The organism is Pseudomonas sp. 30_B (assembly GCF_017491605.1).
Taxonomy (GTDB): domain Bacteria; phylum Pseudomonadota; class Gammaproteobacteria; order Pseudomonadales; family Pseudomonadaceae; genus Pseudomonas.
The window spans coordinates 16,158-40,706 of sequence record NZ_JAFGYY010000034.1 but is presented as its reverse complement, the minus strand read 5'-3'; the positions used below and the strand labels follow the sequence as shown (position 1 = coordinate 40,706).

Here is a 24,549-nt window from a genome sequence, read left to right as displayed (position 1 = left end):
GGCGGCCAGGCCCTTGTTCGGCGCGTCGACGATCCAGCCGGTGGCACCGTCGAAGTTCATCACGCAGGTGGCGGAGCCCTTGATGCCCATCTTGTGCTCGATGGAGCCGCAGGACACGGCGTTGCGCTCGCCCAGGGAGCCGTCGTCATTGACCATCACCTTCGGCACCAGGAACAGCGAGATGCCCTTGGAGCCGGCCGGCGCGTCAGGCAGCTTGGCGAGCACCAGGTGGATGATGTTCTCGGCCAGGTCGTGCTCGCCGCCGGTGATGAAGATCTTGGTGCCGGAAATCTTGAAGCTGCCGTCGGCCTGCGGCTCGGCCTTGGTGCGGATGATGCCCAGGTCGGTGCCGGCGTGCGGTTCGGTCAGGCACATGGAGCCGGTCCAGACGCCGGCGTACATGTTCGGCAGGTACTTGGCCTTGAGTTCTTCGCTGGCGTGCGCGTTCAGCGACAGGCAGGCGCCGGCGGTCAGCATCGGGTACAGACCGAAGGACAGGTTGGCCGAGTTGACCATTTCCTCGACCTGGGCGCCGATCACCTTGGGCATGCCCATGCCGCCGAATTCCGGCGCGCCGCCCACGCCCACCCAGCCGCCTTCGGCGTAGGTGCGGTAGGCCTCGGGGAAGCCGGCCGGGGTCTTCACGCCTTCTGCGCTCCAGCTGCAGCCTTCCTCGTCGCCGCTGCGGTTCAGCGGGGCGATGACGCCGCCGGTGACCTTGCCGGCCTCTTCGAGGATCGCGCTGGCGGTCTCGGCGTCGACGGTCTCGGCCAGCGCCGGCAGTTCTGCCCAGAGCTTGGCAACCTCGAAGACCTCATTGAGGACGAATTGCATGTCACGCAGGGGAGCTTTGTAGTCAGCCATGGATAAATCCTCGAACGAAAACGACGGCTGATCAGCCAGCCAGCGGTATCAGAATAGGAGGTACGCGAAGGTACGCCGCCGGAGTCTACTCCAACAACTTTTCAGACTTTAAGCGTCATGTTGTGACTGCACAAATATATATTGGTCACGAAATGTAGCCGAGGCGAAAAGGCCCGCACACGGCGGGCCCTCTCGTCTGGCGCGCGATTTACAGGGCGAACTGTTCGGCCGACAAACGCATCAGCACGTCGGAACCGGCTTCCACCGCTGCCACGTGGGCCAGGGCGCGCGGCAGCAGGCGGCTGAAGTAGAACTCGGCCGTCGCCAGCTTCGCCTCGTAGTAGGCCGCCTCGCCGGCGCCCTCCTCCCGCTTCTGCTGGGCGACCAGGGCCATGCGCAGCCAGAAGTAGCCGAGGGTGACGTAGCCGGAGAACATCAGGTAGTCCACCGAGGCGGCGCCGACTTCGTCCGGGTTCTTCATGGCGGCCATGCCGACCTTCTGGGTCAACTCGCCCCACTGCTTGTTCAGCGCCGCCAGTTGGGCGACCTGGGCCTTGAGCTGCGGGTGCTCGGCGTGCTGCTGGCAGAGCTGGTGGACCAGCCTGGTGAAGCCCATCAGCAGCTTGCCCTGGCTGCCGAGGACCTTGCGACCCAGCAGGTCCAGCGCCTGGATGCCGTTGGTGCCCTCGTAGATCGGCGCGATGCGGCAGTCACGCACCAGTTGCTCCATGCCCCACTCGCGGATGAAGCCGTGGCCGCCGAACACCTGCATGCCGATGTTGGTGACTTCCAGGCCGGTCTCGGTCATGAAGGCCTTGCAGATCGGCGTGAGGAAGGCCAGCAGGTTGGCGGCGCGCTCGCGCTCCTCGGCGTCCTGGGAGAGGTGCTCGATGTCCAGCAGCTGCGCGGTGAAGTAGGCCAGCGCGCGGTTGCCTTCGTTGAACGCCTTCATGGTCAGCAGCATGCGGCGCACGTCCGGGTGGACGATGATCGGGTCGGCGGGCTTCTCCGGCGCCTTCGGGCCGGTCAGCGAACGCATTTGCAGGCGGTCCTGGGCGTAGCGCACCGCGCCCTGGTAGCTGGTCTCGCCGAGGCAGAGGCCTTGCATGCCGGTGCCCAGGCGCGCGTGGTTCATCATGGTGAACATGCAGGCCAGGCCCTTGTTGGCTTCGCCAATGAGGAAGCCGCGGGCGCCGTCGAAGTTCATCACGCAGGTGGCGGAAGCCTTGATGCCCATCTTGTGCTCGATGGAGCCACAGGCCACGGCGTTGCGGGAGCCCACCTCGCCGTTCGCATCGAGGTTGAACTTGGGCACGATGAACAGCGAGATGCCCTTGGTTCCGGCCGGGGCGTCGGGCAGCTTGGCCAGGACCAGGTGGATGATGTTCTCGCTCATGTCGTGCTCGCCGGCGGAGATGAATATCTTGGTGCCGGTGATCGCATAGCTGCCGTCGGCGTTGGGCACGGCGCGGGTCTTGATGATGCCGAGGTCAGTGCCGCAATGCGGCTCGGTGAGGCACATGGTGCCGGTCCAGACCGCGCTGGTCAGGCGCGGCAGGTAAGTGCTCTTCTGCTCGGCGGTGCCATGGGCATGGATCGCGGCCATGGCGCCCTTGGTCAGGCCGGGGTACATGCCCCAGGAGCAGTTGGACGCGCCGATCATCTCGCTGACCAGCAGACCGAGGGACGGCGGCAGGCCCTGGCCGCCGTATTCCGGATCGCTGGAAACGCCGTTCCAGCCGGCCTCGACGTACTGCGCGAAGGCTTCCTTGAAGCCCTTGGGCGTGGTCACCACGCCGTTGTCGAAGTGGCAGCCTTCCTCGTCACCGGAACGGTTCAGCGGGGCGATGACCTGCTCGCAGAACTTGGCGCCTTCCTCGAGGATGGCGGCGAACATGTCCGGGGTGGCGTCAGTGGCGCCGAGGGTTGCGTAGCGGCCGGTGAAGTCGAAGACTTCGTCGGTGAGGAAGCGCACGTCGCGCAGGGGGGCCTTGTACTCGGGCATCGCGAATCTCCGTTCGGTTCGAGCGCCAGAGCGGCGCGGAAACCTCGAACCTAACGGCGCATGACCACCCGGACAATCACGCTGCACCTGCTGAATGCGTCGCCATAAGTACCCGCGACGCCGTGCTCAGCCGGTACGCACCGCGCCCCGGTGCGACTGCCCATGCACCGCCACACGATTGCGGCCGCCGCTCTTGGCCGAATACAGCGCCTGGTCGGCACCCTTGATCACCTCTTCCGGGTTGCGCCGTTCGCCGTCGCGCTCGGCAACGCCGACACTGATGGTCACCGAGACCGACTGCGCTTCCCTGCCGCTGCGCCTGCCACGACCCTGACGGTCGTCCTTGGGTCGATTGCCACGGTCGCGCAGTTGCATCGCATAGCCTTCGATGGACTGCCGCACGGCATCCAGGTGCGGCAGGCACTGCTCAACCGACTTGCCGGCGAACACCAGGGTGAACTCCTCGCCACCGTAGCGGTAAGCCTTGCCGCCCCCGCCCGTGCGCCGCAACTGGCTGGCAACCATGCGCAGCACCTGGTCACCGACGTCGTGGCCGTGGCTGTCGTTGAATTTCTTGAAGTGGTCCACGTCGACCATCGCCAGCACGTACTGCTGGCCCAAGCGCTCGAAGCGCTCGTTCAGCGCACGGCGCCCCGGCAGGCCGGTGAGCTCGTCGCGGAAGGCCATCTGGTACGCCTCGTGGGCCACCGCGCAGGCCAGGTTGAGCATCACAAGGCTGGTCATCACGGTCAGCGCGTGGGGCAGGATGAACACCTTGGGCAACATCCACAGCAGGCCGAGCAACCCCACCAGTTGCGCGGCATGCAGCGGCCGCGGCTGGCGCACGTAGGCGGCCACCAGGGCGATGAAGGCGAGGACGAAGCCGAAATAGGACAGCTGCGCCAGGCTCATCCAGCGCCCGTGCAGCGACGGCCAGTAGACATCGCTGAGCAGCTCCGCCAAGCCCTGCGGAAAGCGTTGCGCCAGCGCGGTGGCCACCGCTGCCACGATCAGCAGCACGACGCCGCGGGCCAGCAGGTCCTGCAGCGGCTGCATGCGCTCCTGCCAGATGCCGTACATCCCGTAGAGCAATGGCAGCAACACGCAGCAGAGGTGGAACACCAGCGCCGCGTCCGGCCGCGTCGCGTGCTGGGCGCGGTAGTAGTCCACCTGGGTATCGAGCAGGAAATAGGCGATGTACACCACCCCCAGCATGAACAGCTGGCGCTGGCGGCCGTAGACCATGCACAGGCCGCCACCGAGCAGCAGCAACAGGGTCGGCAGGACGTTGAACAGCGAGATGAAGAATTCGGACAGTTCGGCCAGGGAGCCGGCAACGACGCCCGCCGGAATCAGCAGCAGAGGCGTGAGGAAGTGGCTGAGCCGGTAGGGGGCCGTGGGTCGCACAAGGGGGTCCGATGGATTGGCGCCGGGCTCGGGATCGGCGGGCCGGCAAGTGGCGTAATGATGGCACCTTCCGAAGATATTTGCGTGATGACAGGCACGAAAAAGCCCGCCGAATGGCGGGCTTTTTCCTGTTCAGCAGACGGACGGCAAAGCGTCCCCTCGTCAGTAACTGACAGCTGATCAGTAACCGAGGGCGAAATCTTCCTCGGCCAGGTCCATCAGGTTGCCGGCGCCGGAGAGCATGGAGCCAACGTGCGCGCGAGTGCGCGGCAGGATGCGCTGGAAGTAGAAGCGCGCGGTCTTCAGCTTGGCCTGGTAGAAGGCCTCTTCGCTGGTACCGGCAGCCAGCTTCTCGGCAGCCAGGCGCGCCATGTCAGCCCAGAAGTAAGCCAGGGCGGCGTAGCCGGAGTACATCAGGTAATCCACCGAAGCGGCACCCACTTCCTCGCGGTCCTTCATGGCAGCCATGCCGACCTTCATGGTCAGTTCGCCCCACTCCTTGTTCAGCGCGGCCAGCGGGGCAACGAATTCCTTCACGGCTTCATTGGCTTCGTTGGCCTGGCAGAACTTGTGCACGATCTTGGTGAAGCCCTTGAGCGCTTCGCCCTGGGTCATCAGGATCTTGCGGCCCAGCAGGTCGAGGGCCTGAACGCCGGTGGTGCCTTCGTACAGCATGGAGATGCGGCTGTCGCGGACGTTCTGTTCCATGCCGTGCTCGGCGATGAAGCCGTGGCCGCCATAGATCTGCACGCCGTGGTTGGCAGCTTCGAAGCCCACTTCGGTCATGAACGCCTTGGCGATCGGAGTGAGGAAAGCCAGCATCGCGTCAGCGGCTTTCTTCTCTTCTTCGTCCTGGCTGCGCTGCACGATGTCCACCTGCTTGGCGGCGAAGTACAGCATGGCGCGGTTGCCTTCGGCGAAGGCCTTGGCGGTCAGCAGCATGCGGCGCACGTCCGGGTGCACGATGATCGGGTCAGCGGCTTTTTCCGGGGCTTTCGGGCCGGTCAGCGAACGCATCTGCAGACGCTCGCGAGCGTAGGCGATGCCACCCTGGAAACCGATTTCGGCGTGGGCCAGGCCTTGCAGGGCGGTACCCAGGCGAGCGGTGTTCATGAAGGTGAACATGCAGTTCAGGCCCTTGTTCGGCGGGCCGATCAGGAAGCCGGTAGCGGCGTCGAAGTTCATCACGCAGGTGGCGTTGCCGTGAATGCCCATCTTGTGCTCGATGGAGCCACAGGAAACGGCGTTGCGCTCGCCTACGCCGCCTTCTGCGTTGGGCAGGAACTTCGGCACGATGAACAGCGAGATGCCCTTGGTGCCCTGCGGGGCGTCGGGCAGGCGGGCCAGCACGATGTGGACGATGTTGTCGGCCATGTCGTGTTCGCCAGCGGAGATGAAGATCTTGGTACCGGTGACCTTGTAGGTGCCGTCAGCCTGCGGCTCGGCCTTGGTGCGCAGCATGCCCAGGTCGGTGCCGCAATGCGGCTCGGTCAGGCACATGGTGCCGGTCCACTCGCCGGAAACCAGCTTGGTCAGGTAGGTCTGCTGCTGCTCCGGGGTGCCGTGGGCGTGCAGGGTGTTCATGGCGCCGTGGGACAGGCCGGGGTACATGCCCCAGGACCAGTTGGCCTGGCCGACCATCTCGCTGATCGCCATGCCGAGGGATTCGGGCAGGCCCTGGCCGCCGTGCTCGACGTCATGGGCCAGGCTCGGCCAGCCGCCTTCGACGAACTGCTGGTAGGCCTCCTTGAAGCCGGTCGGGGTCTTCACGCCTTCCGGGCTCCACTTGCAGCCTTCCAGGTCGCCGGTGCGGTTCAGCGGAGCGATTACCTGTTCGCAGAACTTCGCACCCTCTTCGAGGATGGCATTGACCATGTCCGGAGTGGCGTCTTGAGCGCCCGGCAGATTCTGGTAGTGCGCTTCGTAGCCCAGCAGCTCGTCGCGAACGAAACGGATATCACGCAAGGGGGCCTTGTAATCAGGCATAGCGGTAAACCTCTACGAAGGGTTCTGGTTAATGGGCGACCGGTCGTTGCGGTCGCAGTGCGGGATCGTTCCCGGCCGCCCAGTCGGTGCGCGCACGCATCCAAACAGTCAAACAGGCGTTTGAAACATACGTTTACGCCATACCCTTGTCAAGCATGCAGACCGACCACCCGGTCACGCTCGCAGGGCTACTACCGGAGCGCTGTCGCCCCGCCGTCCTGACATTGATTAAAGCCCATGGCAGAGCGGCCGGCGTGTCGCGAGGACAGCCGGCGGAGCGGAAAGAAGATACGGAGGGAAAGTGACCGTCAGGCGCGGATATCGATGAGGGTGCCGAGCGTTTCGTCGGCGGCCTGGATGACCTTGGCGCCGGCTTCGACCTCGTGCTGGCCGCGGCGCAGGTCCACCAGGTGATCGGCCAGGGCTTCGCTTGCGCCATTGCTGCCGCTGGCAATCCGGGCGCCTGCCTGATCGACGCGCTGCTGGCCGCTCTGGACCGAGCTCAAGCCCGCGGCAAATGCATTAGCGGAGATTTCCATCGGTGCGTCTCCCAGGACAAAGGCAGCCAATGGCCACCATTCAAGCAGACTTCCGCCCGCCCGGCCAGGCGTTGTTACAGATCGAGAATGCTCAGGTCCAGGTGGGCTGCGACGCCTGCGGGCGTCGCCGGCGACAGCCGGGGCACGCGGCCGATGCAGGGCGCCGGCAGGCGCTCGGCCAGGGTCGCCAGGTTCTCCTCCAGGCGCGAGGTCGTCGGATCGACGATATTCGCCACCCAGCCGGCCAGTTGCAGGCCGTCACGCTGTATCGCCTCGGCGCTGAGCACCGCGTGGTTGATGCAACCCAGGCGCACGCCGACCACCAGGATCACCGGCAGGTCGAGGGCGATTGCCAGGTCCGACAGGCTCTCCTCCCCCGACAATGGCACACGCCAACCGCCCGCCCCTTCCACCACCGTGAAGTCGGCGCCCAGTTGCAGCACCGAACGCACGGCCGGCGCCAGCGACTCGACCTGCAGTTTCACGCCCTTCTCCCGCGCGGCGAGGTGCGGCGCGATGGCAGGCGCAAAGGCGAAGGGGTTCACCTGGTCGTAGGCCAGCGGCAGGCTGCATTCGCCCAGCAACGCCAGCGCGTCCTCGTTGCGCAGTCCCTCGGGCGTTTTCGCACAACCGGAGGCCACCGGCTTGGCTGCCGCCGTGGACAATCCGGCCAGTCGCGCCGCATGGAGCAGGCCGGCAGCGATGGTGGTCTTGCCGATCTCGGTGTCGGTGCCGGTGATGAAGTAGGCGTGGGACATGGCGTTCCTCTGGAGCTTTACCTAGGAGCAACTGTCTTTTTGGGCTCCCGCGTTCGCGGGAGTGACGGGGTGAGATTCGCATTCCCTTGCGTCATCCCCGCGAACGCGGGGACCCAGAAGACAACGTAAGAGCGGACTGCGCCCGGGATCAGCCATTGACTCAATGGCCATCGCGGACAAGGTCCGCTCCTATCAAGAATAGTTTTTGCGCAGGACGGCGTAGACCACCCGGTAGGTGGCAGGCAGTCCCTGGGTCTGGCGGAAGCGTTCGTAGGCGGCGATCAGCGCGCGCACCCGCTCGCGCCCGGTCAGGCCGTCGGGCCGGCCGGGGTTGAGGTTGTGCGCACCGAGCGCCTTGAGTTCGTGGGTCAGGCTGCGCAGGTCGGGGAAATGCAGGACGCGGTCCTCGGTGCGCAGCTCCAGCACCTCCAACCCGCTGTCGGCGCAGTGCCGCTGGTAGTCCTCAAAGGCGCGGAAGCGGTTCACATGGACGAAGCCGTCCACCGCCTCCCAGGCACTGCGCAGTTCGCCCAGGGTGCCGACGCACAGGCTGCTGAAGGCCAGCACGCCATTGGGGCGCAGCACCCGGCGCGCTTCGCTCAGCACCGACGGCAGGTCCGCACACCATTGCAGCGCCAGGCTGGAGAACAACAGGTCGCAGGCGCCGTCACGCAGCGGCAGGTGCTCGGCATCGCCGCCGACGAAGTGCTCCGCGCCGCCCAGCTCGCGGGCATGGCGCAGCATGCCTTCGGCGATATCGACAGCCAGGCCGTGGGCCTGCGGATAACGCGCCGCCAGGGCGCGGGTGAAATAGCCGGTGCCGCTGCCGAGGTCGACCCAGCGCTGCGGCGCCAGCTCGTCCGGCAGTTGCTGCAGAAGCTGCGAGCCGACCGCGCGCTGCAGGTCGGCCACCGCATCGTAGGTCTCGGCGGCGCGGGAGAAGGAAGCGGCCACCTGACGCTTGTCAGGCAGCACGCTGTGACTGCAGTCAGGCATCGTCGCCCTCATGGATGAATCTCAGGATGGCGGCGGCGGTTTCGTCCGGCTGCTCCAGCGGCAGTCCATGGCTGGCGCCGGACACCCGGCTGACCTCGACGTCCGGCAGCCATTCCAGTAAAGCGTCGGCGGCGGAGGCCGGCACCAGGGCATCGTTCTCGGCGAACAGGTGCAGTTGCGGACCGGGGTAACGCCTCAGCGCGGTGCGGGTATCCAGCTGACCGAGCAGCTGCAAACCGGCGGTCAGACCCTCGGCATCCAGCTGCGGCAAAGCCACCTGTAGTTGCCGCGCGAGCGTGCGCGGGTCACGGGCGCCCTGGCTGACCAGCAGGGTGAAGCGCTTGCGCACCAGTTGCGGTTCCAGCAGGAAGGCTTCGAAGAAGTCCTCGAACACCTCGTTCGCCATGGCCTCGGGCCAATCCTCGCGGCGGCGGAAGCAGGGGTTGCTGGCCAGGGTGACCAGCCCGCGACAGGACTCACCCCGGCGCGCCGCCAGTTCTGCGGCGAGCATGCCGCCCAGCGACCAGCCGGCGATCCAGGCGTCATGGGCGACGTTATCGTCCAGCTCGTCGAGCCAGACGCTGGGGTCGGCATCGGTCGGCAGCGGCTCGATCTGCACGTTCAGGTGCGGCGCCTGTTCCAGCAGCGCATCGCGCAGCGGCTCCAGCGGCGCGCTGCCCAGGCCCCAGCCGGGCAGCAGGATCAGTTGGTCACGCATCATCGCCCTCCTCGGCATCGATTTCTGCCAGAAGGCTAGACGACACCCGCTGCCAGCCTTCGGCCAGCGCCACCAGCAGGCGATCCACCTGGGCTTCGCTGTGCAGCGCGGACAGGGTCACGCGCAGGCGCGCGGTGCCGGCCGGCACGGTGGGCGGGCGAATGGCGCCAACCAGGATGCCGCGCTCGCGCAGCTCCGCCGACAGGGCCATGGCCTGGCGGCTGCCACCGATGAGGATCGGCTGGATCGGCGTCGGGCTGTCCATCAGGCTCAGGCCGATGGCCTGGGCGCCGGCGCGGAAGCGGGCGATCAGCGCGTTCAGGTGGTCGCGGCGCCAGTTCTCGGCGCGCAGCAGCTCCAGGCTCTTCAGCGTGGCGCAGGCCACCGCCGGTGGCTGGCTGGTGGTGTAGATGTAGGGACGGGCGAACTGGATCAGCGTCTCGATCAGCTCCTCGCTGCCGGCAACGAAGGCCCCCGCAGTGCCGAAGGCCTTGCCGAGGGTGCCGACCAGTACCGGCACATCATCGATACCCAGGCCGAAGTGTTCGACGATGCCGCCGCCGGTCGCGCCCAGCGGGCCGAAGCCGTGGGCGTCATCGACCATCATCCAGGCGCCCTGCTTTCGAGCCGTCGCGCAAAGGGTGGGCAGATCGGCGAGGTCGCCATCCATGCTGAACACGCCGTCGGTGACGACCAGCGTATTGCCTTCGGCCTTGTCCAGACGGGAAGCAAGGCTGGCGGCGTCGTTGTGCAGGTAGCGCGAGAAGCGCGCGCCGGAGAGCAGGCCGGCATCCAGCAGCGAGGCGTGGTTGAGGCGGTCCTCCAGCACGCTGTCACCCTTGCCGACGAGGGCCGTGACGGTGCCGAGATTGGCCATGTAGCCGGTGGAGAACAGCAGCGCGCGCGGGCGGCCGGTGAACTCGGCGAGCGCCAGCTCCAGCTCGTGGTGCGGGCCGCAGTGCCCGTTGACCAGGTGCGAGGCGCCACCGCCCACGCCCCAGCGCTGGGCACCGGCGCGCAGGGCCGCAATCACCTCGGGATGACTGGCCAGGCCCAGGTAATCGTTGGAACAGAAGGCCAGCATCGGCTGGCCATCGATGACCACATCCGGCCCCTGCGGGCTCTCCAGCAGCGGGCGCTGGCGGTAGAGATCGTCCGCCCGGCGCTGGGCCAGGCGGGCGGCGAGATCGAAAGGCATACGCAACCCCGTGTTGGCGGCATAGCTTTTGTAGGAGCGAGCTTGCTCGCGAACCGCCCGGCGCCGGTTTAGTCGGGAAAAACGTTCGCGAGCAAGCTCGCTCCTACGAAAAGCAGATCAGGCCGAAGCCGCGTTATAGAACAGCTGGGAGTCGCGTTGTTCCACCAGCGCCTGTTCGATGGCGGCCTGGTGCACTTCGTCGGCGTGCTCCTCGCGCTCCTCGGGCTTGATGCCCAGGCGCGCGAACAGCTGCATGTCCTTCTCGGCCTGCGGGTTCTTGGTGGTCAGCAGCTTCTCGCCGTAGAAGATCGAGTTGGCGCCGGCCATGAAGGCCAGGGCCTGCATCTGCTCGTTCATCTGCTCGCGGCCGGCGGACAGGCGCACGTGGGATTTCGGCATCAGGATGCGGGCAACGGCCAGGGTGCGGATGAAGTCGAACGGATCGACGTCCTTCTCTTCGGCCAGCGGAGTGCCCTTGACCTTCACCAGCATGTTGATCGGCACCGACTCCGGGTGCTCCGGCAGGTTGGCCAGCTGGATCAGCAGGCCGGCGCGGTCGTCCACCGACTCGCCCATGCCGAGGATGCCGCCGGAGCAGATCTTCATCCCCGCCTCGCGCACGTAGGCCAGGGTCTGCAGGCGCTCGCCGTAGGTGCGGGTGGTGATGATGTTGCCGTAGAACTCCGGCGAGGTATCGAGGTTGTGGTTGTAGTAGTCCAGGCCCGCTTCGGCGAGGGCCTTGGTCTGCTCCTGGTCCAGGCGACCGAGGGTCATGCAGGTTTCCAGGCCGAGCTTCTTAACGCCCTTCACCATTTCCAGCACGTAGGGCATGTCCTTGGCCGACGGGTGCTTCCACGCCGCGCCCATGCAGAAGCGGGTGGAGCCGATGGCCTTGGCTTCCGCCGCGGCCTCCAGCACCTTCTGCACTTCCATCAGCTTTTCCTTGTCCAGGCCGGTGTTGTAGTGGCCGGACTGCGGGCAATATTTGCAGTCTTCCGGGCAGGCGCCGGTCTTGATCGACAGCAGCGTGGAAACCTGCACGCGATTCGGGTCGAAGTGCGCGCGGTGCACGGTCTGCGCCTGGAACAGCAGGTCGTTGAAGGGCTGTTCGAACAGGGCACGGACTTCGGCAAGGGTCCAGTCGTGGCGGGTTACTTGGGCTGCGGTGGCACTCATCGGCAAAAGTCCTTCGACGCTTGGGGGCGCCTCTTGTCTAAGGTGCCCCGGCGGCGCGCCACCGGGGGAATCAGGCTCAAGGCATCATATGTGGACCTGTGACGCTGTCAACCACTCTCTCGACACAGGTTGACAAGTGATCAATAAATAATCACCCCGATACAACGCTCGGCTGACTCATGCGGCGGCGGCACAGCCCGGCGTAGACCCCGGCCGAGACCAGGAAGGTCAGCGGTGCGGAGAACGACTGCAGGCTACCGCCCGCCTCCATCAACCCGAAGCCCAGCAGTGCACCGCAGAACCAGGCGGCCAGCCCCAGCGGGTTCAGCCGCGCCGGCTCCCCCGCAGGCAGCGACGCCCTGCCGAGGATGTGCGCCAGCGCCACGCCGACCCAGGCCACCACGAACACGCCTTGCCAGGCCAGCGCCTTGAGCAGCCAGGCGAAAACGTCCGCCAGCATCAGCGCATAGACCACCGCGCCGACCACCACCGCCCAGACCAGGCTGGAAGCGCGCAGGCGGAACACCTCGGCGAAGAACGCCTGCATGTTCACCGTCGCCAGGTAGTAGTTGGCGGTGTTGATCCGGGTCTGCGTCACCCAGACGAACAGCAGCCCCCAGATCCCCATCAGCTTGAGGATCGCCAGGACCACGGTGACCTCGCTCAGCGCGCCCTCCTGCGGAATGCTGCTGGCCAGGTAGATGCCGGCCATGCCGTTGAGCAGGAAGGTCACCAGGTAGAAGGGCATGCCGAAGTTCCAGCGCCCGTGCCAGGCGGCGTCTTCCGGCTTGCCGAAGCGGGCGTAGTCGAAGGTGAACATCATCAGCACCCAGACGCCCATGTAGGCCGTGAAGCAATCCCACCAGCCGCCGGTCGGCGGATTCGCCGGGCCGAAATCCAGCCACTGCGGCTGGTAGCCGTACGCGGAGATGGACAGCGCCACCGCCGCCAGCAGGCCGAACAGGTAGAACGGCAGCAGCACGCCATTGAAGCGGTCCAGCCAATGCTGCACGCCGCCAAAGATCAACGGCACGCTATAGAGCACCACCAGCAGCGCCGCCAGCGAATAGGACACGCCGGGATAGAGGTGGTTGAGCGCCACGGCGATCACCGAGCCTTCGAACACCGCATAGTAGATCGCCGTGGAGAAGAAGATCAGGGTCGCCAGGGACGCGCCCGCGCTGCCGAACAGAACGCGCGAGAACAGCGCAACGGAAAGTCCGGTGCGAATGGCGTAGCGGCTGATCACGGCGTTGATCAGGCCGTAGCATGCCACCGACAGCAACATGCCAAGGATCGCGTTGCGTGCGCCGTAGGCCAGCGCCAGCGAGGCGCCCACGACGATGTAGAACATGGCGCTGCACACGGCCCACCAGGCCATGCTCAGGGAAAGCCGGCCCATCCGGGCATGGCTGGGAACAGAGGAAGCGGAAGGATCGACTTCGGGATGCTGCGACAGACTTGCCATCTTGGTTTCTCCGCAAGATGAGGGCTTGGCGAACGGCAGCAGGAAGCCGCGGCGGCGCCCTGGAAGGTGCCACCGGAAATCGCGCCGCCGCGGCGTTGTTATTGGCTAGGCAAGAAAGAAGCGGTTCAGGTTTTCCAGTTGCTGGTTGTATCGGCGCCGCGCCGCCAGGGCTTCCTCCAGGGTGATGGCGACGAAACGGGCTTTCTGGTTGGGCTGCATCTGCGCCATGCGGTTGAGGTCCGGGCTGATCACCGTGCCGATGGTGGCGTAGCCGCCGCCGGACACCGCGTCGCGGTGCAGGATGATCGGCTCCAGCCCGCCGGGGACCTGGATCGAGCCGATCGGGTAGCAGGCATCGACGATGTTCGACGGGTCGGAACCGGCGCCGAACGGCTGCTCGCGCGGCTCGAAGGCCAGCGGCGTGCCGCCCTTGAAGCGGTAGCCGGTGCGGTCCGCCTCGGAGCCGACGGTCCAGGTGTCGGCGAAGAACTGCTCGGCGGCCCGGGCCGTCAGGCGGTGGTGATACAGGCCGGGCACCACCCGCAGGCTGACCTCGCCACCTACGTCGATCTGCAGCGAGCGCGGCAAGGCCAGGCCTTCCTGCCCATGCCCGTGAGGCGCACCCAGGGGCAGCTCGTCGCCGGACTGCAGGCGCCGGCCCTGCAACCCGCCGATGGCGCCCAGGCCATAGGTGGAACGGCTACCCAGCACCTCGGGCACGTCGATGCCGCCGTCGATGGCGATGTAGCCACGCGCCCCGGCCTTGATGAAGTCGAAGCCCAGCACCTGCCCGGCACGCACCCGGAAGGCGGTGTCCAGCGGCATCTCGGCACCCTCGATGCGCGGCGTCATGGCGGCGCCGCAGACGGCCACCAGCGCATCGCGCTGGAATTCCAGCTGCGGGCCGAGCAGCGTGCATTCGAGCACCGCCGCGGCGGCCGGATTGCCCACCAGCAGGTTGGCGGCGCGCAGCGCGTACTGGTCGAGCGCACCGGAGGGCGGAATACCCAGGTGGTAATAACCCTCGCGGCCGCCGTCCTGGACCGAGGTGGCGAGGCCGGGTTTGAGCACCTTAAGCGACATGGAGCACCTCCTGCAGGCGCTGCTTGCAGCCTTGCGGGTCGTTGAGGAAGGCGTCGAGGTCGAACTCGACCGGACGGATGCGCAGATCGAAGCTGCCGGCTTCCACCTCCGCCAGCGCCTGGTCGTATTCGGCACGGTCGATGGGTTTGAATTGCACGATGTCGCCGGCACGGAAGAACACCATGGAGTCCTTCAGGTAGCCCAGGCTCTGCTGCGGGTCATAGATCGGCGCCGGGGTGACGCCGAACATCTGGTAGCCGCCGGCGCCGCGCACGGAATAGATGCAGCCGAAGCAGCCGCCATGACCGAGGGTCAGCTTCGGCGTGTCGGTGCGCGGACGCAGGTACTTGGGCACCTGCAGTTGCCGTTCGCGCTCGACCATCTGGTACATGAACGGCAAGCCGGCGACGAAGCCGACCATGGAGACGAACCACGGCGTGCCGCTGTGGGCCTCGATGAAAGCCTGGGCGTCCTGGTAGCCGTTGACCCGCGCGGCGTACTCCAGGTCGGTGGAGTCCGGGTCCTGGTGACGATCGCGGAAACGCATCAGGGTCTCGTGGGTCCAGGGGTCGTTGTACAGCACCGGGATCTCGATGATCCGGGTCTGGATACGGCGTTCGGTGGTGGCCTGCGATTCCAGCTCGCGCACCCGTTCGAGCAGCGCCTGCGGGGCGATCAGGTCCGGATTGAAGCGCACCTGGAACGAAGCGTTGGCCAGGCACACATCGAGCACGCCGGGGATCGCCTGCTGCTCGATCGCCCGGGTGACGGCCATGCCGCGGAAGAACGCCTCCAGCGACATGGACTCGGCGACCTCGGCGAACAGGTGCTCGTCGCCGCCGAAGCTGTAGCGAATCTGCTCGTGCATGTCACACCTCCGCCGCGGCCGAACGCTCGGCCAGCCAGGTTTCCAGGGTACCGGTATCGAACTGCGCCGCCTGCACGCGCGCATCGGCCAGCAGCCAGCGGTGCAACGACAAGGTGGTCGCCATGCCGGTCAGCTCGGTGTGCTCCAGCGCACGCCGGGCGCGCTCGAAGGCTTCCTCGCGGTCCTTGCCGTGGACGATGATCTTCGCCAGCAGCGAGTCGTAGTAAGGCGGCACGCGATAACCGGGGTACAGGTGGCTGTCCACCCGCACGCCCTCGCCCTGTGGCCAGCCCAGGCTCTCCACCACGCCGGGACAGGGGAAGAAGTTGCGTGCCGGGTCTTCGGCGTTGATGCGCATTTCCAGCGCAGCGCCGTTCAGGCGAATGTCTTCCTGGCGCAGCGCCAGCGGCTCGCCACCGGCGATGCGCAGCATGGCCTGGACCAGGTCGATGCCGGTGATCATTTCGCTGACCGGGTGCTCGACCTGGATGCGGGTGTTCATCTCGATGAAGAAGAACTCGCCGCTGTGCGCATCGAACAGGTACTCCAGGGTACCCGCTCCGCGATAGCCCAGGCTCTGGGCTAGGCGTACCGCGCTGGCGCAGAGCGCCGCGCGCTGGCTGTCGTTCAGGGCGGCGGAAGGCGCCTCCTCGAAGACTTTCTGCCGGCGCCGCTGCAGCGAACACTCGCGCTCGAACAGATGCACCGCGCGCTCGCCGTCACCGAGAATCTGCACCTCGATGTGCCGCGCCTGGCGGATGAAGCGCTCCAGGTACACCGCGCCGGAGCCGAAGGCCGCCAGGGCTTCGCGCTGGGCGATGGGGAACTCGCGGCGAAGCTCGTCGGCATCATGGGCGATGCGGATGCCGCGTCCGCCGCCGCCGGCGGAGGCCTTGATCAGCAGTGGATAACCAACGTCCCCGGCACAACGCAGCGCCGCGTCGATATCGTCCAGCTCGCAGGGCGAACCCGGCACCACCGGCACCCCGGCGGCCATGGCGGTACGCCGTGCCTCGGCCTTGTCGCCCATGCGGCGAATGGTCTGCGCATCGGGGCCGACGAAGACCAGCCCGGCCGCCACCACCGCCTGGGCGAAATCGGCATTCTCGGAGAGGAAGCCGTAGCCGGGATGGATCGAGTCCGCACCGGTTTCCCGCGCGGCCTGCAACAAGGCCTCGGCATTCAGGTAGCTGCGGTCGGCACGGGCCGGCCCGATGATCCGGACCTCGTCGGCCTGGCGCGCGGCCAGCGAATCGGCATCGGCCTCGCTGCACACGGCGACCGTGGGAATCCTCAGGGCCCGGGCGGCGCGGATGATGCGCACGGCGATCTCGCCACGGTTGGCGATCAGCAATTTCTTCAGCATGGCCCGGTCCTCAAGCGTCGACGCGGATGGTCGCCAGTTCCTGTCCCGGCTCGATCGGGTCGCCGTCCTCCACCAGGAAGGCCTGCAGCGTGCCGGCGCATTCGGCGTGGACTTCGGAGAACTGCTTCATCACCTCGACCAGCCCGATCACGCTGCCGGGCTCGACCCGCTGGCCGACCTCGGCGTAGACCGGGGCATCCGGCGTCGGCTTGCGGTAGAAAGTGCCCGGCAAGGGCGACTGCACGTTATGTTCGGCCATGACTGTTCCTCATTGTTCGAATGTATGGATGGCAGATGCAGTAAGAAGTGTTCCCGCGACGCGGGGAGCGCTCAGCGCGGCGCCTTGATGGCGATGCCCGCGCCCAGCAGGGCTGTGCGGGTGGCCTGGACCAGCGCCAGCGCGCCGGGCGTGTCGCTGTGGATGCAGACCGAGTCGAAGGCGATCTCGATGTCGTCGCCCTCCACCGTGCGTACGCGCCCCTCCTGGCAGGCCCGCAGCACCTTGGCCGCGACCGCCTGCGGATCGAGTGCGGTCACCCGGCGGATGAAGACGATGGAGCCGCTGTTGTCGTAGTCGCGATCGGCATAGAACTCGCGCACCGTCGGCTGGCCCAGCTTCTGGGCGGCGCGCCAGGTGGCCGAGCCGGGCATGCAGAACAACAGCAGCTCGGGGTCGATGCGCTGCAGCGTTTCGACGAATGCGTGGGCCGCCTGCTCGTCGCGCGCCAGGTGCATGTACAGCGCGCCGTGGGGCTTGATGTGCTGCAGCCGCGCACCGTACAGGCGGGCGAATTCACGCAGGGCGCCGAGCTGGTAGAGCATGTCGTTGATCAGTTCGACGGCGGGCGCGTTGATGTGCCGGCGGCCGAAGCCGACCAGGTCGCGGAAACCGGGATGGGCGCCGATGCCGACGCCGTGTTCGAGGGCCAGTTCGACGGTGCGACGCATGATGTTCGGGTCACCGGCGTGAAAACCCGTGGCGATGTTGGCGCTGCTGATCAGCGGCATGATCGCCGCGTCCACGCCATCGCCAATGGTCCAGGGACCGAAGCCTTCCCCCATGTCGGAATTGAGATCGACTGTTTTCATCACCGCGTGGCCTCTGTATTGGAATGCGCAAGGTCAGTGAGGTGACGTTAAGTCGCGACGCCGGTATTGGGTAGATTTATTATCCGATAGACTTGATTCTGAAAAATCGATACCTGTCGGAGCGATTCCCATGGCTTTCACCCTGCGCCAGGTGCGCTATTTCGTCGCCACCGCGGAGGTCGGGCAGATTTCCCAGGCGGCGGTGAACCTGCACATTTCGCAGTCGGCGGTCACCAGTGCGATCCAGGAACTGGAAAGCCTGCTCGGCGCCGCGCTGTTCACCCGCACAGCCCAGGGCATGACGCTGACCGACAACGGCCGGCACTTCCTCAACCACGCCTATTCGATCCTGCGCAGCGTGGATGACGCCCTGAACAGCCCGCTGCCCGACACCCAGCTCAACGGCAGCCTGAACCTCGCCGCCAGCTACACCGTGATGGGCTACTTCCTGCCGCACCACCTGCAGCGCCTGGCCCAGTGGTACCCGGACCTGCGCCTGCACCTGCACGAGCAGGAGCGGGTGGACATCGAGCAGGGGCTGCTCGATGGCCGCTACGACATGGCCGTGGTGCTGACCGGCAACCTGACCGAACCGCAGGTCGCCTCGGAAACGCTGTTCAGCTCCACCCGCCGGCTCTGGCTGCCGGTTCGTCATCCGTTGGCCGAGCGCCCGGCGGTGGCGCTGGCGGATGTCGCCGACGAGCCCTACATCATGCTCACGGTCGATGAGGCGGGTGAGTCGTCGATGCGCTACTGGCAGGCCAGCGGACAGGAGCCTCGCGTGATCCTGCGCACCAGTTCGGTGGAAGCGGTGCGCAGCATGGTCGCCAACGGCTCCGGCGTGGCTATCCTCTCGGACCTGGTCTACCGCCCCTGGTCGCTGGAAGGCAAACGCATCGAAACCCTGAGTCTGGTCGACCCGGTCCCCTCGATGAGCGTGGGCCTGGCCTGGCACCGTGAGCGCGGAATGACACAGGCCATGAAGGCGTTCCGCGAATACTTCCGGCAGTCTTTCCTCGCCCCGCAACTGAGCAGTACACGCCGCTGAACCCGGCGCGTACTCCAACGCTCCAATCCATCAGGACATTCAGGAGTCATTACCCAGATGGGAACAGAAGGATTCTTCGACAGCCTCGGCCAGATGGTCGGCAAGGCCATCCGTTTCATCGTCGACCTCTTGTCGGGACTGCTCGGCGGCCTTTGGCGCGCCATGGACGATTTCTTCCACGGCCTGGCACGCGCCGTCGGAATCGACGTCTCGATCTTCAGCTTCGTCCTGCTCTTCCTCGGCCTGCTGCTGCTCTACAGTGGCATCCGCGCCTTCCTGCGGCGCTCGATCTTCGGCGGGCTGATCTGGACGGTGCTGGGGCTGCTGGTCCTGAGCTGGCTGATCCACTGATACCTGCCCCCATGGAGGGGTGGAATGCGCTTACTGCAATGGCGCCCGGTGTGGTGGCGCCCTCGCGTGCAGTGCCTGTTGTGCGGCGGATTGGCAGAGCACCCTGCCCTGCCGCTCTGCTCCGGCTGCGATGACGACCTGCCATGGCTCGCCGGGCACTGCACGATCTGCGCCCTGCCGCTGCCGGTCGCCGGCCTCACCTGCGGGCAATGCCTGCGTCGCACGCCGGCTTTCCAGCGAGTCGAAACGCCGCTGCGCTACGGCTTCCCCGTCGACGCCCTGATCACCCGCTTCAAGCACCAGGCCAACGCCCCCTTCGGACGGCTGCTCGCGCAGTTGCTGGCGCGTCATCTCGCGCACGCCTTCGACGAGGGATTGTCGCGCCCGGATCGCCTGCTGCCCGTGCCGCTGTCGCGCCAACGCGAGCGCCAGCGCGGCTTCAACCAGGCCGCCCTGCTGGCCGGCTGGCTGGCCGAACCGCTGGGCCTGCCGGTGGATAACCGGACGCTGCGGCGCATTCAGGACACTCCGGCGCAGCAGGGCCTGGACGCCGCCACGCGCAAACGCAACCTGCGCCGGGCCTTCGCCGTGGCCGCTGGCGCGCGGATCGAAGGCCAGCACCTGGCCCTGGTGGACGACGTGCTGACCACCGGCGCCACCGCCCAGTTCATCGCCCGCGAGCTGCACAAGGCCGGCGCGAGGCGGGTCGACGTCTACTGCCTGGCGCGCACGCCGGCCCCGGAATAGACGACCGCTCGTCGACATTCCGGGCAATTTTCCCTTGCCTTTTGCCGGCGAGCGAAGGAGCCTCGCCGCATACCAATAAGCACTCGCGAAACCATGACCACCCTCAGCCTGCTGACCCAGCACGTCACCCGCCGCCCGCAACGCATCGCCCTGCTCGCGCAGATCGCCCAGCTCGGCTCGATCACCCACGCCGCCAAGGCCGCCGGGATGAGCTACAAGACCGCCTGGGACGCCATCGACGAACTGAACAACCTCTCCGACCGCCCGCTGGTGGAACGCAGCGTCGGCGGCAAGGGCGGCGGCGGCGCACGCCTGACCGCCGACGGCGAACGCCTGCTGGCGCTCTACCAGCGCCTGGAAGCCCTGCGCGAGCACATCGTCGAGAACGTCGAGCACCAGGCCGACCTGGAACTGATCGGCCGCCTGATGATGCGCACCAGCGCGCGCAACCAGCTGCACGGACACATCTGCGCCATCGAACCCGCCGGGCTCAATGACCTGGTGTGCGTCGAGCTGCCCGGCGGCTCGCGCATCCAGGCGCGGGTCACCCGCGAAAGCACCGAGAAGCTGGAGCTGCGCGACGGCCAGCCGGTGGTCGCGCTGATGAAGGCCGGCTGGCTGTACGTCGACCTGCCGCACATTCCCTGCCCGGACGGACTGAACGCGCTGGAAGGCCACATCGACGACATCCGCGAGGCCGACGACGGTCCCAGCGAAGTGCGCATCCAGTTGCCCAGCGGGCAGATGCTCTGCGCCCTGACCGATCCGGAACGCATCGAGATCCTGCGCCTGAAGCCTGGCGCCCAGGTCCGCGCGCAGTTCTCCCCGGCCCAGGTGATCCTCGGCACGCCGCTCTAGCTTTCCCAGCCCCATCGGCCGCACTGCAGCCCCTGCAGAAGCCGATGCCGGGCCCGTGGAAACAGGCGCTGAGGCAAACCGCTCGCGGGGGTACACTAGGCGGCCTGTACACTGCCCGGATCGTCGCCATGTCTCATCCCTTCTCCGACCTCACTCCCGACCTGGTTCTGGATGCGGTGGAAAGCATCGGTTTCCTGAGTGACGCCCGCGTGCTCGCGCTCAACAGCTACGAGAACCGCGTCTACCAGGTCGGCATCGAAGACAGCGAACCGCTGATCGCCAAGTTCTACCGCCCGGGCCGCTGGACCAACGAGGCGATCCTCGAAGAACACGCCTACTCCGCCGAGCTGGCCGAATGCGAAGTGCCCGTGGTGGCGCCGCTGGTCCACGAGGGCAGGACCCTGTTCGAGCACGCCGGCTTCCGCTTTACCCTGTTCCCCCGCCGTGGCGGCCGCGCACCGGAGCCGGGCAATCTCGACCAGCTCTATCGCCTGGGCCAGTTGCTCGGCCGCCTGCACGCCGTGGGCGCGAACCGTCCGTTCGAGCACCGCGAAGCGCTGACGCCGCAGAACTTCGGCCATGAGTCCCTGGCGACCCTGCTGGAAGGCAACTTCATTCCGAAAAGCCTGCTACCGGCCTACGAGTCAGTGGCCTGCGACCTGTTGAAGAAGATCGACGAGCTTTACGCGCGGGTGAGCTACACGCCCATCCGCATGCACGGCGATTGCCACCCCGGCAACCTGCTGTGCCGCGACGAGACCTTCCACGTCGTGGACCTCGACGACTGCCGCATGGGCCCCGCCGTGCAGGACCTGTGGATGATGCTTGCCGGCGAGCGCCAGGAGCGCCTCGGGCAGCTCTCGGAACTGGTCGACGGCTACCAGGAGTTCCACGACTTCGACCCGCGCGAGCTGCCGCTGATCGAAGGCCTGCGCGCCCTGCGTCTGATGCATTACAGCGCCTGGCTGGCGCGGCGCTGGGACGACCCGGCGTTCCCGCCGAGCTTCCCCTGGTTCGGCAGCGAGCGGTATTGGGGCGATCAGGTGCTGGTGCTGCGCGAACAGCTGGCGGCGCTGGATGAGGAGCCGTTGCGGTTGTTCTGATCGCCGGCATTCGCTTGCCGGCCTGATGGCCGGATCGCGGACGGAGTCCGCTCCTACACGCATATGCGGGGACTCCGTCCGCAATACGCTCAAGCCTCCGCTAACCGTAGGAGCGGGCCATGCCCGCGATCGCGCCCATGGGGCGCTCCTACAAGGTTCCGGAGTCGTACCGTAACGCCAACGTTACGCATATTCGAAGACGCACCTGCGTCATCCACCGCAGCAGCACAGACAAGCCCCGACTCGCACCCTAGAATTAGCCAGCCACTCATTAGCTGCCTAACCAAGGATGTTCCATGGCTACCGCCAATCCCCGCCGGGGCTATGCCCTGGGCCTGACTGCCTATGTCATCTGGGGGCTCTTCCCGATCTACTTCAAACTGCTCGAACGTATTCCCGCGCTGGAGATCATCACCCACCGCGCCATCTGGTCCGCGGTATTCGGCGCCCTGCTCCTGCTGGTGTGGAAACATCCCGGCTGGTGGCGCGAACTGCGCGAGAACCCCAAGCGCATCGCCGTGCTCACCGCCAGCGGCCTGCTGATCGCCAGCAACTGGCTGGTCTATGTCTGGGCGGTGAACAACGGCCACATGATCGAGGCCAGCCTGGGCTACTACATCAACCCGCTGATCAACGTACTGCTGGGCCTGGTGATCCTGCGCGAACGCCTGCGCCCGCTGCAGTGGGTCGCCGTGGGGCTCGCTGCGCTGGGCGTGGCCCAGCAGCTCTGGCAACTGGGCAGCCTGCCCTGGGTGTCGCTGGCGTTGGCGCTGACCTTCGGCTTCTACGGGCTGATCCGCAAACAGGCGCCGGTGGCTGCGCTGCCGGGGCTGGTGGTGGAAACCTGGATCCTGCTGCCGCTGGCGATCGGCTACCTGGTGCTGTTCGCCGACGGCCCGAGCGTGCACGCGGATTTCTGGACCACCAAGGACGCCATCTGGCTCGCCGCTGCCGGCCCGATCACCCTGGTGCCGCTGGTGTGCTTCAACGCCGCCGCACGCCACCTGCCCTACGCCACGCTGGGCTTCCTGCAATACCTGGCACCGACCCTGGTGCTGCTGCAGGCCATCTTCCTGTTCGGCGAGCACCTGGACAGCACCCGCCTGCTGTCCTTCGGCTGCATCTGGCTGGCGCTGGTGGTGTACAGCCTGGACATCTGGTATCGCCTCTCCCGCGGCAATTGATCGATTTTTGACCGCATCGCTGTAAGCCCCGCGAATTGGGGCTTGCAGCAAGCAGCCACCAGACTATCCACAGCCCCATCCCGCACAAACGGGGATAAGCGCCTCGCTCGGCTTCTTATCCCCAGCCCTGCCGACGTAGCGCTGACTGAGCTGTTCGCCTGCATCGCTTTCGATCATTTTTCGATCAAACCTCGCAAAGCCACGGAAAACCGGGGATACAGCGATATTTCCAGCGCTTTTCCACAGGCTCATCCCCGTATGCTGTGAGTCATCCGAGGCTTTCCGGTCAGTCCGTGGACAATTCCACACAGACCGCGCCAACAAAGGCTTTCAGCCATCTACCAACGGCCTTTCCACAGACTCATCCAAAGGTTTTGTGCACAGCCACGGGCCAGCGCGCTTTTTTCATTCGGCGGTACGCCAGGAGCGAAGGAGCCGTTCAGAAAACGAGCAAATCCCTACAGGCACCGCCATCACTGGCCCATAGAGAGTTATCAACAGAAAGCTCACGGAGCGATCCACGCGATCTGTGCACAGCACCGCTGCGGCGCGTGGATAAGCGATGAAGCCTGCAGCCCAATGAACATGGGCCCTCTGCAAATCCAATCACAGAGAGCCCACAGACTTACCCACAAATGGGAAACGAAGGGTTGGCGGATCAATCCCCGCTGTGGAAATTCAACTCCACCATCAGGTCATCCGCCAGCTCCTCCAGGCGCTCCTGCAAGGTTTCCAGCGGCAGGGTCAGCGGCACCGCCAGCAGCGCCTCGGCGTGGAACAGCGGCTCGCTGCTCATCGGCGCCGGCAGGACTTCAGTGGTCAGGCGCTCGAGGTTGACTCCATGTTCGGTGAGCAGACGCGTGATATCGCGGACGATGCCGGGGCGATCGTTGCCGACCAGATCCAGATGGATCGGCTTCCAGTTGCACGACGGTTCGATACCGCTCTCCGCCAGCAGCACACGGATGCCGTGGACCGACAGCCCCTGCAGGCCCTCGACCAGTTCGTCGTAGCCCTCGGCGGGAACCGCCACCCGCAGGATGCCGGCGAATTGCCCGGCCATGCGTGACATGCGGCTTTCCAGCCAGTTGCCGCCGTGTGCGGCGATGCACTGGGCGATGCGTTCCACCAGACCCGGCTGGTCCGGGGCGATGACCGTGAGAACGAGGTGATCCATGGGGCAGCCTCCGTCAGGCGGAAAGATCCAGCCAGTAGGTGTAGAACTTCTCGTCGCGCTGGTAGCCCAGGCGCTCGTAGAGCGACTGACCGGCGCGGTTGGTCTTGGCCGTTTCCAGCATAAGGCCGCAGGCGCCCGTCGCTTCGGCATGGGCACGGCCGGCGTTCATCAGTGCTTCGCCGTAACCGTCGCGGCGCGCGGCGGGCATCACGTAAAGGTCGCTGACCAGCCAGGCCGGTTGCAGCATCAGCGAGGCAAAGAACGGATAGAGCTGGACGAAGCCCACGGCCAGGCCATCGGGACTGCGGGCAATGAACACGGTGGACTGGCCCTGTTCGATGCGCGCCTGGAGAAAGCCACGGATCGTCGTATGCGGTGCGGGCACTGCATAGAAATCGAGGTAGCCGGAGAACAGCGGCACCAGATCGTCGAGATCGGCGGGGGTGGCAAGTGTCACGGACATGCAGGATCCTCCAGGGCGGAGAAACCAGTATAGGCAGGGCACGTGGAGCTGGCTGCGACGGGGTGCCACAGGTACCTTGGCACGCCATTCGTATACA

At 66.5% G+C, this 24,549-nt stretch carries 24 protein-coding genes; 6 read left to right on the top strand and 18 right to left on the bottom strand.

Features of this window, described 5'->3' with window-relative positions; all coding sequences use genetic code 11:
- From J5M67_RS25210 to J5M67_RS25135, 16 genes are all read right to left on the bottom strand, one after another.
- Nucleotides 1–864: acyl-CoA dehydrogenase family protein (locus J5M67_RS25210; RefSeq protein WP_207888158.1), on the bottom strand; the 864-nt coding region annotated here is incomplete at its 3' end.
- Nucleotides 865–1,072: 208 nt separating this feature from the next.
- Complete coding sequence (locus tag J5M67_RS25205) at nt 1,073–2,869, bottom strand: acyl-CoA dehydrogenase C-terminal domain-containing protein (RefSeq protein WP_207888157.1); 1,797 nt, start codon at nt 2,867–2,869, stop codon at nt 1,073–1,075.
- 126 nt (nt 2,870–2,995) lie between these two features.
- The gene (locus J5M67_RS25200; RefSeq protein WP_207888156.1) at nt 2,996–4,276 is read right to left on the bottom strand and encodes a diguanylate cyclase; all 1,281 of its coding nucleotides are present in this window, start codon (nt 4,274–4,276) and stop codon (nt 2,996–2,998) included.
- Between the two features lie 180 nt (nt 4,277–4,456).
- Nucleotides 4,457–6,262: a phenylacyl-CoA dehydrogenase gene (locus J5M67_RS25195; RefSeq protein ID WP_207888155.1), complete on the bottom strand. Its 1,806-nt coding sequence runs from the start codon at nt 6,260–6,262 to the stop codon at nt 4,457–4,459.
- A gap of 308 nt (nt 6,263–6,570) precedes the next feature.
- Nucleotides 6,571–6,801: a hypothetical protein gene (locus J5M67_RS25190; protein ID WP_207888154.1), complete on the bottom strand. Its 231-nt coding sequence runs from the start codon at nt 6,799–6,801 to the stop codon at nt 6,571–6,573.
- A gap of 74 nt (nt 6,802–6,875) precedes the next feature.
- Entirely contained in the window at nt 6,876–7,559 is a 684-nt protein-coding gene (bioD, locus tag J5M67_RS25185; RefSeq protein WP_207888153.1) for a dethiobiotin synthase, read from the bottom strand.
- A 192-nt stretch (nt 7,560–7,751) separates the two neighbouring features.
- Nucleotides 7,752–8,555 (bottom strand): malonyl-ACP O-methyltransferase BioC, encoded by an 804-nt coding sequence (bioC, locus tag J5M67_RS25180; RefSeq protein WP_243434874.1) that lies wholly within the window; start codon nt 8,553–8,555, stop codon nt 7,752–7,754.
- Nucleotides 8,548–9,273 carry an alpha/beta fold hydrolase gene (locus J5M67_RS25175; RefSeq protein ID WP_207888151.1) on the bottom strand — a complete coding sequence of 242 codons (726 nt, stop codon included), beginning with the start codon at nt 9,271–9,273 and terminating at the stop codon, nt 8,548–8,550. Before J5M67_RS25175 ends, bioC begins: the two co-directional genes overlap by 8 nt.
- On the bottom strand, nt 9,266–10,471 hold the full coding sequence (bioF, locus tag J5M67_RS25170; RefSeq protein ID WP_207888150.1) for an 8-amino-7-oxononanoate synthase: 1,206 nt from the start codon (nt 10,469–10,471) through the stop codon (nt 9,266–9,268). Before bioF ends, J5M67_RS25175 begins: the two co-directional genes overlap by 8 nt.
- 117 nt (nt 10,472–10,588) lie before the next feature.
- Nucleotides 10,589–11,647: a biotin synthase BioB gene (gene bioB / locus J5M67_RS25165; protein ID WP_207888149.1), complete on the bottom strand. Its 1,059-nt coding sequence runs from the start codon at nt 11,645–11,647 to the stop codon at nt 10,589–10,591.
- Nucleotides 11,648–11,798: 151 nt separating this feature from the next.
- Nucleotides 11,799–13,115: a cytosine permease gene (locus J5M67_RS25160; protein WP_243434873.1), complete on the bottom strand. Its 1,317-nt coding sequence runs from the start codon at nt 13,113–13,115 to the stop codon at nt 11,799–11,801.
- Nucleotides 13,116–13,220: 105 nt separating this feature from the next.
- Nucleotides 13,221–14,198: a biotin-dependent carboxyltransferase family protein gene (locus J5M67_RS25155; protein WP_207888148.1), complete on the bottom strand. Its 978-nt coding sequence runs from the start codon at nt 14,196–14,198 to the stop codon at nt 13,221–13,223.
- Nucleotides 14,188–15,066 (bottom strand): allophanate hydrolase subunit 1, encoded by an 879-nt coding sequence (locus tag J5M67_RS25150; RefSeq protein WP_207888147.1) that lies wholly within the window; start codon nt 15,064–15,066, stop codon nt 14,188–14,190. The genes J5M67_RS25155 and J5M67_RS25150 overlap by 11 nt, the downstream gene beginning before the upstream one ends.
- Before the next feature lies 1 nt (nt 15,067).
- A complete protein-coding gene (locus J5M67_RS25145; RefSeq protein ID WP_207888146.1) occupies nt 15,068–16,432 on the bottom strand; it encodes an acetyl-CoA carboxylase biotin carboxylase subunit in 1,365 nt (454 codons plus the stop codon).
- Nucleotides 16,433–16,442: 10 nt separating this feature from the next.
- A complete protein-coding gene (locus J5M67_RS25140; protein WP_207888145.1) occupies nt 16,443–16,691 on the bottom strand; it encodes an acetyl-CoA carboxylase in 249 nt (82 codons plus the stop codon).
- A 71-nt stretch (nt 16,692–16,762) separates the two neighbouring features.
- Nucleotides 16,763–17,521, bottom strand: coding sequence for a 5-oxoprolinase subunit PxpA (locus tag J5M67_RS25135; protein ID WP_207888144.1), 759 nt, complete (start codon nt 17,519–17,521; stop codon nt 16,763–16,765).
- A 130-nt stretch (nt 17,522–17,651) separates the two neighbouring features.
- Here J5M67_RS25135 and J5M67_RS25130 point away from each other — a divergent pair, with 130 nt between their 5' ends.
- The 6 genes from J5M67_RS25130 to rarD all read left to right on the top strand — a co-directional run bounded on the left by J5M67_RS25130 (nt 17,652) and on the right by rarD (nt 22,812).
- Nucleotides 17,652–18,569, top strand: coding sequence for a LysR family transcriptional regulator (locus J5M67_RS25130; protein WP_207888143.1), 918 nt, complete (start codon nt 17,652–17,654; stop codon nt 18,567–18,569).
- A 57-nt stretch (nt 18,570–18,626) separates the two neighbouring features.
- Entirely contained in the window at nt 18,627–18,920 is a 294-nt protein-coding gene (locus J5M67_RS25125; RefSeq protein ID WP_207888142.1) for a hypothetical protein, read from the top strand.
- Nucleotides 18,921–18,944: 24 nt separating this feature from the next.
- On the top strand, nt 18,945–19,667 hold the full coding sequence (locus tag J5M67_RS25120) for a ComF family protein (RefSeq protein WP_207888141.1): 723 nt from the start codon (nt 18,945–18,947) through the stop codon (nt 19,665–19,667).
- A gap of 93 nt (nt 19,668–19,760) precedes the next feature.
- The gene (locus J5M67_RS25115; protein WP_207888140.1) at nt 19,761–20,525 is read left to right on the top strand and encodes a TOBE domain-containing protein; all 765 of its coding nucleotides are present in this window, start codon (nt 19,761–19,763) and stop codon (nt 20,523–20,525) included.
- 128 nt (nt 20,526–20,653) lie between these two features.
- Nucleotides 20,654–21,628, top strand: a complete 975-nt coding sequence (locus J5M67_RS25110; RefSeq protein WP_207888139.1) for a serine/threonine protein kinase — start codon at nt 20,654–20,656, stop codon at nt 21,626–21,628.
- A 296-nt stretch (nt 21,629–21,924) separates the two neighbouring features.
- Nucleotides 21,925–22,812, top strand: coding sequence for an EamA family transporter RarD (gene rarD / locus J5M67_RS25105; RefSeq protein ID WP_207888138.1), 888 nt, complete (start codon nt 21,925–21,927; stop codon nt 22,810–22,812).
- 658 nt (nt 22,813–23,470) lie between these two features.
- On the opposite strand, the gene J5M67_RS25100 is transcribed toward rarD, so the two are convergent.
- Entirely contained in the window at nt 23,471–23,989 is a 519-nt protein-coding gene (locus J5M67_RS25100) for a glycine cleavage system protein R (protein ID WP_207888137.1), read from the bottom strand.
- 13 nt (nt 23,990–24,002) lie between these two features.
- On the bottom strand, nt 24,003–24,452 hold the full coding sequence (locus tag J5M67_RS25095) for an N-acetyltransferase (protein ID WP_207888136.1): 450 nt from the start codon (nt 24,450–24,452) through the stop codon (nt 24,003–24,005).
- Between the last annotated feature and the right edge of the window lie 97 nt (nt 24,453–24,549).

What these genes read in the sequence shown, in the direction of transcription:
- J5M67_RS25205 (WP_207888157.1), bottom strand. Translation starts at nt 2,869, where the DNA reads ATGCCCGAGTACAAGGCCCCCCTGCGCGACGTGCGCTTCCTCACCGAC.
- J5M67_RS25195 (WP_207888155.1), bottom strand. Translation starts at nt 6,262, where the DNA reads ATGCCTGATTACAAGGCCCCCTTGCGTGATATCCGTTTCGTTCGCGAC.
- J5M67_RS25190 (WP_207888154.1), bottom strand. Translation starts at nt 6,801, where the DNA reads ATGGAAATCTCCGCTAATGCATTTGCCGCGGGCTTGAGCTCGGTCCAG.
- bioD (WP_207888153.1), bottom strand. Translation starts at nt 7,559, where the DNA reads ATGTCCCACGCCTACTTCATCACCGGCACCGACACCGAGATCGGCAAG.
- bioC (WP_243434874.1), bottom strand. Translation starts at nt 8,555, where the DNA reads ATGCCTGACTGCAGTCACAGCGTGCTGCCTGACAAGCGTCAGGTGGCC.
- J5M67_RS25175 (WP_207888151.1), bottom strand. Translation starts at nt 9,273, where the DNA reads ATGCGTGACCAACTGATCCTGCTGCCCGGCTGGGGCCTGGGCAGCGCG.
- bioF (WP_207888150.1), bottom strand. Translation starts at nt 10,471, where the DNA reads ATGCCTTTCGATCTCGCCGCCCGCCTGGCCCAGCGCCGGGCGGACGAT.
- bioB (WP_207888149.1), bottom strand. Translation starts at nt 11,647, where the DNA reads ATGAGTGCCACCGCAGCCCAAGTAACCCGCCACGACTGGACCCTTGCC.
- J5M67_RS25160 (WP_243434873.1), bottom strand. Translation starts at nt 13,115, where the DNA reads ATGGCAAGTCTGTCGCAGCATCCCGAAGTCGATCCTTCCGCTTCCTCT.
- J5M67_RS25155 (WP_207888148.1), bottom strand. Translation starts at nt 14,198, where the DNA reads ATGTCGCTTAAGGTGCTCAAACCCGGCCTCGCCACCTCGGTCCAGGAC.
- J5M67_RS25150 (WP_207888147.1), bottom strand. Translation starts at nt 15,066, where the DNA reads ATGCACGAGCAGATTCGCTACAGCTTCGGCGGCGACGAGCACCTGTTC.
- J5M67_RS25145 (WP_207888146.1), bottom strand. Translation starts at nt 16,432, where the DNA reads ATGCTGAAGAAATTGCTGATCGCCAACCGTGGCGAGATCGCCGTGCGC.
- J5M67_RS25140 (WP_207888145.1), bottom strand. Translation starts at nt 16,691, where the DNA reads ATGGCCGAACATAACGTGCAGTCGCCCTTGCCGGGCACTTTCTACCGC.
- J5M67_RS25135 (WP_207888144.1), bottom strand. Translation starts at nt 17,521, where the DNA reads ATGAAAACAGTCGATCTCAATTCCGACATGGGGGAAGGCTTCGGTCCC.
- J5M67_RS25130 (WP_207888143.1), top strand. Translation starts at nt 17,652, where the DNA reads ATGGCTTTCACCCTGCGCCAGGTGCGCTATTTCGTCGCCACCGCGGAG.
- J5M67_RS25125 (WP_207888142.1), top strand. Translation starts at nt 18,627, where the DNA reads ATGGGAACAGAAGGATTCTTCGACAGCCTCGGCCAGATGGTCGGCAAG.
- J5M67_RS25120 (WP_207888141.1), top strand. Translation starts at nt 18,945, where the DNA reads ATGCGCTTACTGCAATGGCGCCCGGTGTGGTGGCGCCCTCGCGTGCAG.
- J5M67_RS25115 (WP_207888140.1), top strand. Translation starts at nt 19,761, where the DNA reads ATGACCACCCTCAGCCTGCTGACCCAGCACGTCACCCGCCGCCCGCAA.
- J5M67_RS25110 (WP_207888139.1), top strand. Translation starts at nt 20,654, where the DNA reads ATGTCTCATCCCTTCTCCGACCTCACTCCCGACCTGGTTCTGGATGCG.
- rarD (WP_207888138.1), top strand. Translation starts at nt 21,925, where the DNA reads ATGGCTACCGCCAATCCCCGCCGGGGCTATGCCCTGGGCCTGACTGCC.
- J5M67_RS25100 (WP_207888137.1), bottom strand. Translation starts at nt 23,989, where the DNA reads ATGGATCACCTCGTTCTCACGGTCATCGCCCCGGACCAGCCGGGTCTG.
- J5M67_RS25095 (WP_207888136.1), bottom strand. Translation starts at nt 24,452, where the DNA reads ATGTCCGTGACACTTGCCACCCCCGCCGATCTCGACGATCTGGTGCCG.